At 69.5% G+C, this 13,058-nt stretch carries 14 protein-coding genes; 5 read left to right on the top strand and 9 right to left on the bottom strand.

Annotated elements, in window-relative coordinates:
• Both MQH10_RS25620 and MQH10_RS25615 read right to left on the bottom strand, forming a co-directional pair.
• Window positions 1-1,399: PQQ-dependent sugar dehydrogenase (locus tag MQH10_RS25620; protein WP_242566799.1), on the bottom strand; the 1,399-nt coding region annotated here is incomplete at its 3' end.
• A gap of 106 nt (window positions 1,400-1,505) precedes the next feature.
• Window positions 1,506-3,098 (bottom strand): oleate hydratase, encoded by a 1,593-nt coding sequence (locus tag MQH10_RS25615; RefSeq protein ID WP_242566798.1) that lies wholly within the window; start codon window positions 3,096-3,098, stop codon window positions 1,506-1,508.
• 186 nt (window positions 3,099-3,284) lie between these two features.
• Here MQH10_RS25615 and MQH10_RS25610 point away from each other — a divergent pair, with 186 nt between their 5' ends.
• On the top strand, window positions 3,285-4,433 hold the full coding sequence (locus tag MQH10_RS25610; protein ID WP_242566797.1) for an epoxide hydrolase family protein: 1,149 nt from the start codon (window positions 3,285-3,287) through the stop codon (window positions 4,431-4,433).
• 220 nt (window positions 4,434-4,653) lie between these two features.
• The gene (locus MQH10_RS25605; protein ID WP_242566796.1) at window positions 4,654-5,661 is read left to right on the top strand and encodes a threonine aldolase family protein; all 1,008 of its coding nucleotides are present in this window, start codon (window positions 4,654-4,656) and stop codon (window positions 5,659-5,661) included.
• 40 nt (window positions 5,662-5,701) lie between these two features.
• On the opposite strand, the gene MQH10_RS25600 is transcribed toward MQH10_RS25605, so the two are convergent.
• Window positions 5,702-6,694, bottom strand: a complete 993-nt coding sequence (locus MQH10_RS25600) for an NAD(P)H-dependent flavin oxidoreductase (RefSeq protein ID WP_242566795.1) — start codon at window positions 6,692-6,694, stop codon at window positions 5,702-5,704.
• 227 nt (window positions 6,695-6,921) lie between these two features.
• Here MQH10_RS25600 and MQH10_RS25595 point away from each other — a divergent pair, with 227 nt between their 5' ends.
• Together MQH10_RS25595 and MQH10_RS25590 are read left to right on the top strand one after the other, a co-directional pair.
• Window positions 6,922-7,281: a hypothetical protein gene (locus tag MQH10_RS25595; protein WP_242566794.1), complete on the top strand. Its 360-nt coding sequence runs from the start codon at window positions 6,922-6,924 to the stop codon at window positions 7,279-7,281.
• 8 nt (window positions 7,282-7,289) lie between these two features.
• Entirely contained in the window at window positions 7,290-7,724 is a 435-nt protein-coding gene (locus tag MQH10_RS25590) for a response regulator transcription factor (protein WP_242566793.1), read from the top strand.
• Window positions 7,725-7,733: 9 nt separating this feature from the next.
• On the opposite strand, the gene MQH10_RS25585 is transcribed toward MQH10_RS25590, so the two are convergent.
• The 5 genes from MQH10_RS25585 to MQH10_RS25565 all read right to left on the bottom strand — a co-directional run bounded on the left by MQH10_RS25585 (window position 7,734) and on the right by MQH10_RS25565 (window position 10,872).
• A complete protein-coding gene (locus tag MQH10_RS25585; RefSeq protein WP_242566792.1) occupies window positions 7,734-8,129 on the bottom strand; it encodes a lysozyme inhibitor LprI family protein in 396 nt (131 codons plus the stop codon).
• Window positions 8,126-9,088 carry an acetyl-CoA carboxylase carboxyltransferase subunit alpha gene (locus tag MQH10_RS25580; RefSeq protein ID WP_242566791.1) on the bottom strand — a complete coding sequence of 321 codons (963 nt, stop codon included), beginning with the start codon at window positions 9,086-9,088 and terminating at the stop codon, window positions 8,126-8,128. The genes MQH10_RS25585 and MQH10_RS25580 overlap by 4 nt, the downstream gene beginning before the upstream one ends.
• Before the next feature lie 109 nt (window positions 9,089-9,197).
• The gene (locus MQH10_RS25575) at window positions 9,198-9,968 is read right to left on the bottom strand and encodes an NADP-dependent oxidoreductase (protein WP_336605241.1); all 771 of its coding nucleotides are present in this window, start codon (window positions 9,966-9,968) and stop codon (window positions 9,198-9,200) included.
• Window positions 9,863-10,180 carry a hypothetical protein gene (locus tag MQH10_RS26995; RefSeq protein ID WP_336605240.1) on the bottom strand — a complete coding sequence of 106 codons (318 nt, stop codon included), beginning with the start codon at window positions 10,178-10,180 and terminating at the stop codon, window positions 9,863-9,865. The genes MQH10_RS25575 and MQH10_RS26995 overlap by 106 nt, the downstream gene beginning before the upstream one ends.
• Before the next feature lie 35 nt (window positions 10,181-10,215).
• Complete coding sequence (locus tag MQH10_RS25565) at window positions 10,216-10,872, bottom strand: SDR family oxidoreductase (protein ID WP_242566800.1); 657 nt, start codon at window positions 10,870-10,872, stop codon at window positions 10,216-10,218.
• A 312-nt stretch (window positions 10,873-11,184) separates the two neighbouring features.
• Here MQH10_RS25565 and MQH10_RS25560 point away from each other — a divergent pair, with 312 nt between their 5' ends.
• On the top strand, window positions 11,185-11,937 hold the full coding sequence (locus tag MQH10_RS25560; RefSeq protein ID WP_242566790.1) for a glycine zipper 2TM domain-containing protein: 753 nt from the start codon (window positions 11,185-11,187) through the stop codon (window positions 11,935-11,937).
• 64 nt (window positions 11,938-12,001) lie between these two features.
• Here MQH10_RS25560 and MQH10_RS25555 read toward each other — a convergent pair whose 3' ends face one another.
• On the bottom strand, window positions 12,002-12,916 hold the full coding sequence (locus MQH10_RS25555) for a tyrosine recombinase (protein WP_242566789.1): 915 nt from the start codon (window positions 12,914-12,916) through the stop codon (window positions 12,002-12,004).
• Window positions 12,917-13,058 lie beyond the last annotated feature (142 nt).

The raw sequence follows: 13,058 nt of genomic DNA, 5'->3' as shown, positions 1-13,058 counted from the left end.
GGCGGACACCGGGCCGGCGCGGCGCGACCTTCACGGGGCCCGCCCCGCCGTTCCAGGTGACGCGCCAGATGCGGCCCTTCACGTCGTCGGAGATGTAGAGGGCGCCGTCGGGGCCGACGGCCAGGCCCATGGGGCGATGCTCGGCGCGGCCGGGATCCTTCTTGGCGCCGACGAAGCCGTCGGCGAAGACGACGTAAGCGCCGGAGGCCTTGCCGTCCTTGAGCGGCTGGAAGACCACATTGTAGCCGTCCTGGGGCGCGGGCGCGCGGTTCCAGGAGCCGTGGAAGGCGATGAAGGCGCCGCCCTGATAGGCGGCCGGGAAGGCCTTGGCCTTGTAGATGGCCAGAGCATTGGGCGCCCAGTGGGCCGGGAAGGCCGCGACGGGGGCGAGCTTCTGCGCGCAGCGGCCGACCGCCTTGCCGCCGTCGCCGCCGTATTCGGGGGCGAGCACCAGCTTCTTCTGGACGCCGTCATAGTAGCAATAGGGCCAGCCGTAGTCCCCGCCCTGGCGCAGCTGGACCAGCTCCTCGCTGGGCAGTTCCGTGGCCGCGGCCTGGTCGGGATAGAGCTTGGGCCAGTTGGAAGGCAGCTGGTCGCGACCGTGCTGGGTGGCGTACATCCGGCCGGCGGCGTCGAAGTCGAGGCCCTCGCCATTGCGGATGCCGGTGGCGTAGCGCTCGGCCGGCGAGAACTTCTGGCCCAGCTTGTTGGCGTCATAGCGCCAGGTCCCGGCGCGGGTCTCGAGCTCGACGCAGGGGTCGATGCCCGGCACGCCGGTCATGCGGTCCTTGGACTGGCAGGAGTTGGTCGCCGAGCCCAGGTCGATGAACAGCTGGCCCTTGGGGTCGATGGCGATGGGGTGCATCGGGTGGTTGCCAGTCAGCGGCAGGCCGGCGACCACCGTCTGGGGCTTGCCGGTGGGGGCGAGCGCCCCGGGGGTCAAGGCATAGCGGACGATCTTGTCGTTCACCTCGGCATAGACGTAGCCCTTGTAGATCGCCACGCCTGTGCCGCCGGCCGAGCCTTGGGCCTGGGTGTCGCCGAAGCGGGCGGACTGGTCGGAGACGCCGTCGCCGGTCGCATCTTTCAGCGCGACCAGGAAACCGTCGGGCGGCGACTTGCGGTCGGGATAATAGGCCCCGCTCCAGAGGTTGGCGTAGACCACGCCGTCTGGGGCCACGGCGATATGACGGACATGGCCCAGATTGTCGGCGAACACCGTAGCGCAGAAGCCCGGCGACAGGGTGAGCCCGCCATTGTCTCCGGCGCAGGGCGCGGCCTTGGCGGCGACCTTGCCCGGGGCGGCCTGGACCGACAGGGCCGGGACCGCGGCGAGCACCACCGCGACTCCCAGCCCCAGGGCGGCGAAGCGGTTCAGTTTGTGAGCAGGCCTGGCCATCGTCTCGTTCCCCCACGCGGGCGCCCGGGCGAATCCGCCCGCGGTCCATTTTGTCGCAGGCAGATTAGCATCGCCGGGACGCCCGGGGGCGAGCGCTATTTGGGGCTCAGAGCCTGAGATCGTGCAGGGCGCGGAAGGCCTTGTAGAGGTTGCGCGGATCGAGCTGGCCGTCGAACACCGCCGGCGGCTTGCGGTCGAGGCCGAGCAGGCCATAGGCGGCGGTCATGGCGGCGCGGACGGAATATTCGACCGTGAACACCACGTCCTGGGGCTGTTCGCAGAACTGGCCGACGATCGCCAGGTTGGCGTAGCCCTTGGGCAGGATCTGCGGCCGGTCGCCCTTGGCCCGGGCCAGGAACTGGCTGGTGATGAAGGGCATCATGCAGGGCAGGCAGATCGCCTGGCCGAGGATCTCGTCCGTGCGATGGGCGACACCCAGCTGGCCCAGCAGTTCGGTCATGATCTCCGCGCCGGTGCAGGCCGACATCGGCTTATCCACGAAGGCGCCGGGGACATCGACGTTGAGCGCATAGCCCCAGAACACCTGGACGTCGGCCGGCTGGCCGATGAAGTGCGGCTGGTGCGGCAGCACGATCGACATCAGCCAGGGGGAGTCGGCGAAGGTGATCAGGCCGCCCTCGCCCGGGACATTGCCGGTGAAGTCGCGGACCAGATCGAAGAAGGCTGTCGACTTGAGCGTGGTGGTGAAGGAGACCCACTTGGACTCCGCCACATGGTCGGCGAAGGCGGCGGGGCGGCCAAGCTCGGGCCGGCCCTCGGCGATCGTCTCCCAGAGGGTCCAGGCGCCGCCGACCCGCTTGTCGTTGAGCGCAGGCGCGCGGTCCATGGCGCCGATCGACGAGCCTTCGGTCATGGAGCCCAGGGTGGCGATGACCAGGTCGCCCTCACCCACGGCGACCTCCCCGGCCTGGCCGCCGCGCACATAGGCGATGGAGGCGACCGCCTGGCGGCCGTCGCTTTCGGTGAAGCCCAGGTCAGTGACCTGGGTACCCAGTTCGAAGCGCACCCCGCGCTCCTCCAGCCACTTGCGGAGCGGCAGGACGAGGGAGTCGTACTGGTTCAGCACGGTGCGCATGATGCCGCGCAGCTCGCTGAAGCCGGCGACCATGTGGGTGAAGCGGATGAAGTAGCGCTTGAGCTCGACGGCGCTGTGCCAGGGCTGGAAGGCGAAGGTGGTCGCCCACATGAACCAGAAATTGGTGCGGAAGAACGCGGGCTCGAAGTGATCGGAGATGCGGCTGTCGCCGAGCAGGAACTCGGGCTCGGCCACCAGCTTCTCGATGGTCAGGATCTGGGCCTCGGTCAGGCCGAATTCGGGGGCGTCGATCTTGCCGCCGTCACGGATGAGGCGCGACTTGGACCCGGTCTTGATGATCTCGTTCCACTGGAAGATCTCCTGGGTGACGGTCTGCTTGCCGTCCAAGGTCGGGATCGAGGAGAACAGGTCGTAGGTGCAGAGATACTTGGCCTCGATCATCCGTCCGCCGCGGACCATGTAGCCCGCCTGGGGATCGCCCGCCCCGTCGAGGCTGCCGCCCAGGCGGTCGAGCTCCTCATAGATGGTGATGTTGCGGCCGATGAGGTCGCCGTCGCGGATCAGGACGGCGGCGGCGGCGAGGGAGGCGATGCCGCCGCCGATTAGGTGGGCGTGGGTCTCGGTGCGGTCGGGCTTGGACATGGACGGACTCCGGGATGGAACATGAGGCGTCATCCCCCCGACCTGGCGCTTGGCGCGGCTTATGAGCGCCTATTTCCGATCCCGGTTTGACGCGGCGCAAATTTCCCCAAGGGAAGGCCAAGTCGGCGCCTTGACGCCCCTCGCGGCAAGCCGGCCAACTGCGCGCCAAACGCACGGGAGGCGACCATGAGCACCATCCAACCCTTCGAGGTCCGCTGGGACGAGGCCCGGGTGGGCAAGGTGCTGGACCTTGTGCGGGCCTATCCCTGGCCGCAGCAGCCCGACGTCGCCGACGGCTGGGGCTATGGCTGCGACGGCGCCTGGCTGAAGGGGCTCTGTGAGCATTGGACGGGCGCCTATGACTGGCGCGTGGCGGTGGCCGAGCTGAACCGGTTCCCGCAGTTCACGGCGCGCGTCGAGGACTTCGACATCCACTTCGTCCACGTGGTCGGCGAGGCGGGCGGCAAGCGACCGCTGATCCTGACCCACGGCTGGCCGGGGTCGCACTACGAGTTCTGGGACTCCATCGAGAAGCTGGCCTTCCCGTCGCGTTTCGGCGGCAAGGCCGAGGACGCGGTCGATGTGGTGGTCCCGTCCCTGCCCGGCTTCGGCTTCTCGTCAAAGCCCAAGTCGCCGATCGGCCAGCGCCGGACGGCGCAGCTGTTCAACACCTTGATGACCGAGGTGCTGGGCTATGACAGCTACATCGCCCAGGGCGGCGACTGGGGCGGGCTGGTCACCTCGTGGCTGGGCCACGACCACGGCAAGCACGTCCGCGCCATCCACCTGAACATGATCGGCTTCCGCCCGGCCGGCGGGCCGACCAGTCCGGAAGAGGTCGCCTGGATGACCCGCCAGGGGGCGATGATGGAGATGATGGGCGCCTATTTCCGGCTGCAGGCGTCCAAGCCCCAGTCTCTGGCCTGGATGGCGGCGGGCAATCCGGTGGGCCAGGCGGCCTGGATCGCCGAGCGCTTCCACGACTGGTCGGACCTGCGGACCAAGTCCCTGGACGAGGCGCACCCCAAGGACCGGCTGCTGACCAACATCATGATCTATGTGATGACCGACAGCTTCACGACCGGCGCCTGGTATTATCGCGGCCTGCTTGAGGAGGGCGGCGTGGCCATGGCCGAGGGCGTGCGCTGCGAGACCCCGACCGCCTTCGCCAATTTCCCGGGCGAGCCGCTCTACACCGCCCCGCCGCGCAGCTGGGCCGACCGGGCCTATAACATCACCCGCTGGACCGAGATGGCCCGCGGCGGCCACTTCGCCGCCATGGAGGAGCCCGACCTGTTCGTGGAGGACGTGCGGGCCTGGGCGAAGACCACGTGATGTGAGGCTGCTCCCCCCTTAGCCCCCGCCCCGCTTGCGGGGAGAGGGTTGGGTGAGGGGTATTGCTGAGACGCCGTATTCCCTGAACCGCCGCAAGACGCACCGCTTCGCGGCGCGCCCCTCACCCTGCCCTCTCCCCACGACGTGGGGAGAGGGTTCAAGGATGCGGCACCCGCGAAACCGGACTCCACATTCCTGGCGCGCGCTCTAAAGACGGGGCATGGCCAGATATGATTTCGCGTCGGACAACACCGCCCCCGCCACGCCGGAAGCGCTGGAGGCGCTGATCGCGGCCAATAGCGGGTTCACCTCAGGCTACGGCTCGGACACGGTGAGCCGGGAGGCGGCGGACCTGGTGCGGGCCACGCTCGACGCCGACGCCGAGGTGCGGTTCGTGGCCTCGGGCACGGCGGCCAATTCGATCGCGCTGGCCACCCTGGTCCAGCCGTTTGAGGCGGTGCTGACCCATGAGCATTCGCACATCGCCACCGACGAGACCGGGGCGCCGGGCTTCTTCGGCCATGGGCTGGGGATGATCCCGCTGGCCGGCGCGGACGGGAAGATCGATCCGGCAGGGCTTGCGGGTCCGCTGGCCGCCGTCGACCAGCCGCACTGGCAGGCGCCCGCGGCGCTGTCGATCACCAACGCCACCGAATATGGCGGCGTCTATACGGCGGGTGAGATCGCCGCCCTGACCCAGCCGGTGAAGGCCAAGGGCTATAGGGTTCACCTGGACGGGGCGCGGCTGGCCAATGCGGCGGCGTCGGGCTTCGACCTCAAGGCGATCAAGGACCTGGGCGTCGACATCCTGGTGTTCGGCGGCACCAAGTCCGGCATGAGCCCGACCGAGGCCATCGTGCTGCTCGACAAGAGCCTGGTCCGGCGGTTCGACGCGCGGCTGAAACAGTCGGGCCAGCTGCCGTCCAAGGGCCGGTTCTATGCGGCCCCCTTCATCGGCATGCTGAAGGACGGCGCGATCCTGCGCCACGCCGCCCACGCCAATGCGATGGCCAAGCGGCTGGCGGCCCTGTCGCCGTTCAGGGTGACCCACCCGGTCGAAGCCAATGCGGTGTTCGTGGAAATGGACGAGCCGACGCTGAAGCGGCTGCACGCCACGGGCTGGTTCGTCTACCGCTTCATCGACGGATCGGTGCGGTTCATGTGCTCGTGGGCCACGACGCCCGAGGCGGTGGACGAGCTGGGGGCGGTGCTGAAGGGGCTCGCATAGCTCGCCCCCTCCCGCCGGGCGGGAGAGGGCGGCTGTTCGCTTAGGCGCTGACCGTCGACTTCACGACCATGCGGGCCAGGCGGCTGGAGATGATGGCCTCGGCTTCCGAGACCATGCGGCTGATCAGCTCGGCGCAGGACGGGATGTCGTGGATCAGGCCCTGGACCTGGCCGGCAGACCAGATGCCGGCGTCGTTGTCGCCGACTTCATAGACGCTGCGGCCACGGATGCCGGCGACCAGTTCGCGGACGTCCTCGAACTTGGCGCCCTGCTTCTCCAGCTCGACGACCTGGCGGCTGATCTCGTTGCGCGCCACGCGGCTGGTGTTGTGCATGGTGCGGAAGATGAGGTCGGTCGAGCGTTCGTCATTGGCGACGATCTGCTGCTTGATGGCCTCGTGGATCGGGCTTTCCTTGGTGCACATGAAGCGGGTGCCCATGTTGACGCCCTCGGCGCCCAGGGCCAGAGCCGCGACCAGGCCGCGGGCGTCGCCGATGCCGCCCGAGGCGATCATGGGGATCTTGATCTTGTCGGCCGCGGCCGGGATCAGGATCAGGCCGGGGACGTCGTCCTCGCCCGGGTGACCGGCGCATTCGAAGCCGTCGATGGAGATGGCGTCCACGCCCATGCGCTCGGCCGACAGGCCGTGGCGGACGGAGGTGCACTTATGCACCACGATGACGCCGTGCTTCTTGAACTCGTCGACGTGTTCCTGCGGCTTGTTGCCGGCGGTCTCGACGATCTTCACGCCGGAATCGATGATCGCCTGGCGGTATTCCGCATAGGGCGGCGGGTTGATCGACGGCAGGATGGTCAGGTTCACGCCGAACGGCTTGTCGGTCAGGGCCCGGCAGCGGGCGATCTCGTCGCGCAGGGCGTCGGGGGTGGGCTGGGTGAGCGCGGTAATGAAGCCGAGGCCGCCGGCGTTGGCCACCGCGGCGACCAGCTCGGCGCGGCCGACCCACTGCATTCCCCCCTGCACGATGGGGTGCTCGATCCCCACCAGTTCCGTGAACCGGGTCTTCAAGGCCATGATGTTCTCCCAAACGGTTGTTTGGACGACACTGAACCCGGCGACGTCGGGTCAGGCAAGAGGGCGGTTGCGGGCCGACGCCGGCCTTCGCCCGCCGCCCCGTCGAGACAATCCGCCGCAGAGGCCTGACAGCGCGCGGCGATTCATGGGTCGTTAAGTCTGACGGTAGAGCTTTCGTCCACCAGCAGGGGGCGCCAGTGTTAGCTCAAGTCGAAACCAAGGACAGATTGCATTCCAGCGTCGCCACCACCTTCGATGTACTTGGTTGGGAGATCGAACTGGCGGGCGCGCGCTGCATTCAGCTGGACAAGCTGATCGGCGAACTCTTGCCGGACCTGGCGCCGCCGCAGAAGGCGCGCCTGCTGGAAGGCCTCCACACGGTGGACCTGCTAGCCCAACACCTGACCAACCTGTCGTCTTTCGCGCGTCATATGGGCGAGACCGTCCCGCACGAGATGATGGTCGGCGTCGAGGGCGCGCTGGGGGACATCACCCTCGGGGCCCTGGCCGACCGGATGAAGACCGCCCTGGGCGGCGAGGACGGGGTCGATCACGACCACGATCCCGGCGACCTCGACCTGTTCTGAGCCGCGACATGAGCCACTTCGACACCGGCCGACACCGGATCCTGATCGCAGACGGCGACCGCGCGGTGCTGGAAATGCTGCAGATCCGCCTGGACGTGGCGGGCTACCAGGTGACCCTGGCGCGGTCCGGCCCGGCCGCCATCGAGATGATGCGCAACGCCCGGCCGCACGCCCTGATCCTGGACCTGGCCCTGCCCGAGACCAACGGCTTCGAGGTGCTGAAGGCGCTGAACCCGCAGGGCGGCCGGATGGCGACGCCGGTGCTGGTGATGGGCCGCAAGCTGTCCATCGAGGACATCCAGAAAGCCGTGGGCCTGGGCGCCCGCGACGCCCTGGCCAAGCCGTTCAGCGGGGCGGACTTCCTGGAGCGCGTGGCGCGCCTGTTCCGCAAGCCGGCGGCCGCCGCGGCGACAGCGCCTCAGCGGGCCCACGCCACGGCCTGAGGCGGGCGATCAGGGCTTGGAGAAGTCTTCCAGCTCGTCGGCGCGCTGGGTCGTGCGGTCGAGGTAGCATAGGTCGGCCAGCATGGGGGCCATGGTGCCGCCATTGGCGGCCAGCACGGCCTGGCAGTCGGCGTCGCGGTAGGTGATCCAGGCGCGCTGGGCGGTCCTGAGCCTGGCCTGGGCGGCCGGATTGAGGCTTCGCATCGCCTCGGCATAGGCGCCGTTGAGCCGCGCGTCCTGGCGCTTGTACTCGGCGCCGATGCAGGCGCGCAGGCTGAGCGTGGTGCTGTCGGGATTGTTGTAGCAGCGCTCGAACTGGGCCGAGCGCTGGGGTTCGGCGGCCTGGGCCGGCGCGGACGCCGTCCCGGCGAGGACGAGGGCCGCGGCCAGCAGGGCCCGCATCATTGCAGGCCGCTGCGACCGATGGCGTAGAAGCGCTCGGACCGCTGCTTTTTCAGGGCGTCGGGATCCATGCCTTCGAGGCTGGCCAGTTCGACGGCGATGGCGTCCCCCACGGCCTGGATGGCGGCCTCGGGATCGGAGTGCGCCCCGCCGGGCGGCTCGGGCACGATGCGGTCGACGATCTTCATGCCCAGCAGGTCCTGGGCGGTGATCTTCAGCGCCTTGGCGGCCTCTTCCGGGGTCCGGGCGCCGCGCCACAGGATGGAGTTGGCGCCTTCCGGCGGGATCACCGAATAGACGGCGTGTTCGAGAATCAGCACGCGGTTGCCGCAGGCGATGCCGAGCGCGCCGCCGGAGCCGCCCTCGCCCGTGACGATGGCGACCATCGGCACATTGAGCATCAGCGACTTCTCGGTCGAGCGCGCGATGGCCTCGGCCACGCCGCGCTCCTCGGAGCCGACGCCGGGATAGGCGGCCGTGGTGTCGACGAAGGAGATGACCGGCAGGTTGAAGCGCTCGGCCAGCTCCATCAGGCGGATCGCCTTGCGGTAGCCCTCGGGCCGGGCATAGCCGAAATTGTGCTTCACGCGGGTGACGGTGTCGCGGCCCTTCTCATGGCCCATGACCACCACCGGCTGGCCGCGAAACCGGCCGAGACCGCCCATCAGGGCCTGGTCGTCGGCGAACTTGCGGTCGCCGCGCAGTTCGACGAACTCGTCGATCAGGCCGGCGCAATAGTCGACGAAGTGCGGCCGCTCCGGATGGCGGGCGACCTGGGTCTTCTGCCAGGCGTCGAGATTGGAATAGGCCTCGCGGCGCATGTCCTGGGCGCGGGCGCGCAGGGCGGCGATCTCCTGATCCAGCCCGCCGGCGCCGGTGGTCTCCGAGAGCTTGGAGAGCTCCTCGATCTTGGCTTCGAGATCGGCGATCGGGCGCTCGAACTCGAGATAGTGCGCGGCCATGCGAGGTGACTTCTTTCCCGTGGACGAAGGGGCGGAACCTAGGCGGGAACCCGCCGGCTCACAAGTGCCGGGGCGGAAGGGCTCCCCGCCGCCCCGAAGCCTGAACGTCCTAGTCGGCGATGCGGATCAGCATCTTGCCCGAGTTGGCGCCGGAGAAGAGGCCGATCAGGCCCTCGGGCGCGCGGTCGAAGCCGTCGAGGATGGTCTCCTGGTACTTGATCTGGCCGGCCTTGAGCCAGCCGGTCATGTCGGAGACGAAGGCCGCGTTCAGGTGGCCGAAGTCGCTGGCCACGAAGCCCTCCATGCGGATGCGGCCATAGATCAGGTTGAACAGGTTCCGCACCCCCTCCCCGCCGCCGTTATAGGTGGAGATCATCCCGCAGACCGGGATGCGGCCGCGGACATTCATGCGCGGCAGGGCGGCGTCGAGATGGGCGCCGCCGACATTCTCGAAATAGACGTCGATGCCCTTGGGCGTGGCGGCGGCGAGCGCCTCGGCGAGCGGCTGGGCTTTGTAGTTGATGACGGCGTCGAGGCCGACCTCGTCGCGCAGCCAGGCGGCCTTGTCCTCGGCGCCGGTGGAGCCGACCACATAGCAGCCTTTGAGCTTGGCGATCTGGGCGACCACCGAGCCGACCGCGCCGGCGGCGGTGGAGACGAACACCTGCTCGCCGTCCTTCAGAGCGCCGGTCTCCAGCAGGCCGCCATAGGCGGTGATCCCGGTGCCGCCGAGCGCATGCATATAGACGGTGAGCGGCAGGGCGGGATCGGGGTTCAGCACCTGGACGCCGCGGCCATTGGAGACGAACAGCTCCTGGAAGCCGGCGCCATGGCGGACGAGGTCGCCCTCCTTGAACTTCGGGTTCCTGGACTGGACCACCCGGCCGATGCCGCCGCCCAGCAGGGCGCGCCCAGCGGCTGATCAGCGTCGAGGCGCGGCCGCATATAGGGGTCGACCGACATGATCACCGCGGCGACCTGGATCTCACCCTCGCCCGCGTCGGGGCAGTCGGCGGCGACCAGGGCGAAGTCGTCCAGCACGGGCACGCCCTTGGGGCGGCGGACCAGATGAATGTGGCGGGTGGCGGTCATGGAAATGCTCCTGGGATGAAATGCGGAAATGGATATCAGGCGGGGACGTATGCGCCGCCATTTACGTGGATGACCTGGCCCTGGACGAACTCGGCCGCGGGGCTGAGCAGGAACTCCACCACGGCGGCATAGTCCTGATCCTGGGTGAGCCGGCCGGAGGGATTGGCGCGGCCCGCCCGCTCCAGCACCCGATCGGCCGCCTCCTGGCCGCCCAGCATGCGGGCGACGGAGGTCGTCTCGACCAGGCCAGGGGCGACGGCGTTGATGCGTATGCCGCGCGGCGCGAGCTCCATCACCAGATAGCGCACCAGGCTCTCGGCCAGGGCCTTGCCGACCCCGAGCGCGCCGTAATTGGCCTGGGGCACCCGGGCGCCGGCGCTGGAGATCAGGACGATGCTGCTGCCGCGCCCCAGCAGCGGCATGGCCGCGCGCACGAGATAGAGGAGGGCGAGACCATTGGCGTGGATCGCCTGGGTGAAGGCGCCGAGGTCGGCGTCCAAGAGGGTGGTCGGATAGATCATGGCGGCGCTGTGGACGAGGTGGACGGGCCGCCCGTCGGCGACGCCCGCCGCATGGGCCATGAGCCGGGCGGCGCCCTCGATCTCGCCGACATTGGCCGCACAGTCGGAGACCCGGGCGCCGGTGGCGCCGAGCTGAGCCTGCGGGCGGCCGGCGCGGCTCGTCGCTGTGATAGCCCAGGACGAGGGACTCGCCGTCCCGCGCGAGGCGCTCGGCGATTCCCAGACCGATGCCCTTGGTCCCGCCGGTGACGATGATCATGCCCGCTCCCCCTTATGATTGGCTCAAGGGTAGCCGGTAACGCCGCCCAAGCCCCAGAGGAAACGCCGCCCGAACCGGCGCCATGCAACCTCCACCGGCGAACGACGTTAGTTCATTCGAGACGCCCCCGGCCGCGACAGCGGCTTCTGGCGATCTCGCTCCTGCATGACAGCGCGGCCTCGATCGAAGCGCCGCGCCGTTTGCGACAACTAAAGGTCTAGATCATGAACGCTATAAAGATCGCCTTGGTCGCGACGGCCGCTCTTTCCGTCGCCGCCCCCGCCTTCGCCCAATACCAGCAGAGCCCGCAGTATCAGGGCGGCCCCTATCAGCCGAGCGGCCAGTACCAGCAGCAGTCGGACAACTACCGCCGCGACAGCGACGACTACGCCATGAAGAAGGCGGAGTACGAACGCGCCCGCAACGAGTACCAGCAGCGCCGCGACCGCTATCTGGCCGAACGCGCCCGCTATGACGCCCGCTGGGGCGCCGGCACCTATGACCGCCGCTATGGCCCCGCGCCGACATGGGACGACAGCGACGCCAACATCTACGCCCGCGACAGCGCCTATACCGGCGCCTATGTGGACCCCTGCCGTCAGCGCTCGAACACCAATAACGGCGCGGTCGCCGGCGGCGTGATCGGCGCCCTGGCCGGCGCGGCGCTCGGCTCCAATGTGGCGGCCCGCAACGCCCGCACCGAAGGCACCGTGCTCGGCGCCGTGGTTGGCGGCGTGATCGGCGCCAATGTCGGCAAGGCCGCCAGCGCGGCCCACTGCGACGAGGCCGGCTACTACTACAACTACTCGGAAACCCAGCCCTATCGGGAAAGCCGCTACGCCCGCAGCGACCGCTATTACAGCTACCAGCAGCAGCGCTGCCGCCTGGCGCCGGCCCCGGTCGATCGCACCGGCGACGTGCGCTACGTCCGGGTCTGCCCGGACGGCCAAGGCCGCTATCGCTTCACCCCGGGCTGATCGCCCGGCCTGAACCGAGACTGATCAAGGCCGCTCCGAAAGGGGCGGCCTTTTTCGTGGCCGCTCAGCCCTTGCGCCCCAGCGGGTGCTTGGTCGCCACCACCTCGGCCAGGCGGTCGGAGGCGACGTGGGTGTAGATCTGGGTGGTGGCGATGTCGGCGTGGCCGAGCAGCTTCTGGACCACCCGCAGGTCGGCGCCGCCCTCCAGGAGGTGGGTCGCGAAAGCGTGGCGCAGGACGTGGGGACTGACGCGGGCGGGATCTATGCCGGCGTCGGCCGCGGCCTCGTCCAGCAGCTGGGCGAAGCGGCGGGGGGTCAGGCGGCCGGCCTTGCCGCGCGACGGGAACAGCCACGGATTGGCCTTGTCGCCCTTGGGCAGGAAGGCCTTGCGCACCTCAAGCCAGGCCTTCACCGCCGCGCGGGCCGTGAGGTTCAGCGGGGCGAGCCGATCCTTGCCACCCTTGCCGGTGATGATGAGATAGGCCGGATCGCGGGCGAGGGCCGCCAGAGGCAGGGCGGTAAGCTCTGAAATCCGCAGGCCGGAGGCGTAGATCAGCTCGACCATGCAGGCGAGCCGGAGCCCCTCCCCGCCGTCGCGGGCGCCGGCGGCGGCGATCAGGCGGTCGACCTCGTCGCGGCTGAGCACCTTGGGCAGGGGGCGGCCCTTCTTCGGGGCCTCGACCCGGCGGCTGGGATCATCGTCGCGCCAGCCCTCGCCCAGGACGAAGCGATAGAACTGGCGGACGGCGGCGCGGCGTCGGGCGGCGGTGGCGGGCGACAGGCCGCGCAGGCCGAGATCGGCGAAATAGGCCTCGATGTCTTCGGCGCTGGCCTGGCCGAAGTCGCGGCCGCGGCCGGCCAGGAACCCGGCGGCCTCGGCCAGGTCCTTGCCATAGGCGGTGAGCGTGTTCTTCGCGGCGGCGCGCTCGGCCGCCATCATTTCCAGAAAGGCTTCGGCCCAGCCGGACGCGGCGCTCATCTCTGGCTGATCAGACCTTCGACAGCGAAGGCGCGGGCGTCGGCCTCCAGCCCCGCGGCCTTGAGCGCGCGGACGATGCGGGCGCGGTCGCCGGGGGCCGGGCCGGCGGCGCCAGCCTCGGCGGCGGTCTGCAGGGCCAGCA

This window comes from Phenylobacterium aquaticum (assembly GCF_022695515.1).
In the GTDB taxonomy this organism is placed as follows: domain Bacteria; phylum Pseudomonadota; class Alphaproteobacteria; order Caulobacterales; family Caulobacteraceae; genus Phenylobacterium; species Phenylobacterium aquaticum.
The sequence above is the reverse complement of the archived record's forward strand: the minus strand, read 5'-3'. Positions and strand labels throughout refer to the sequence as shown.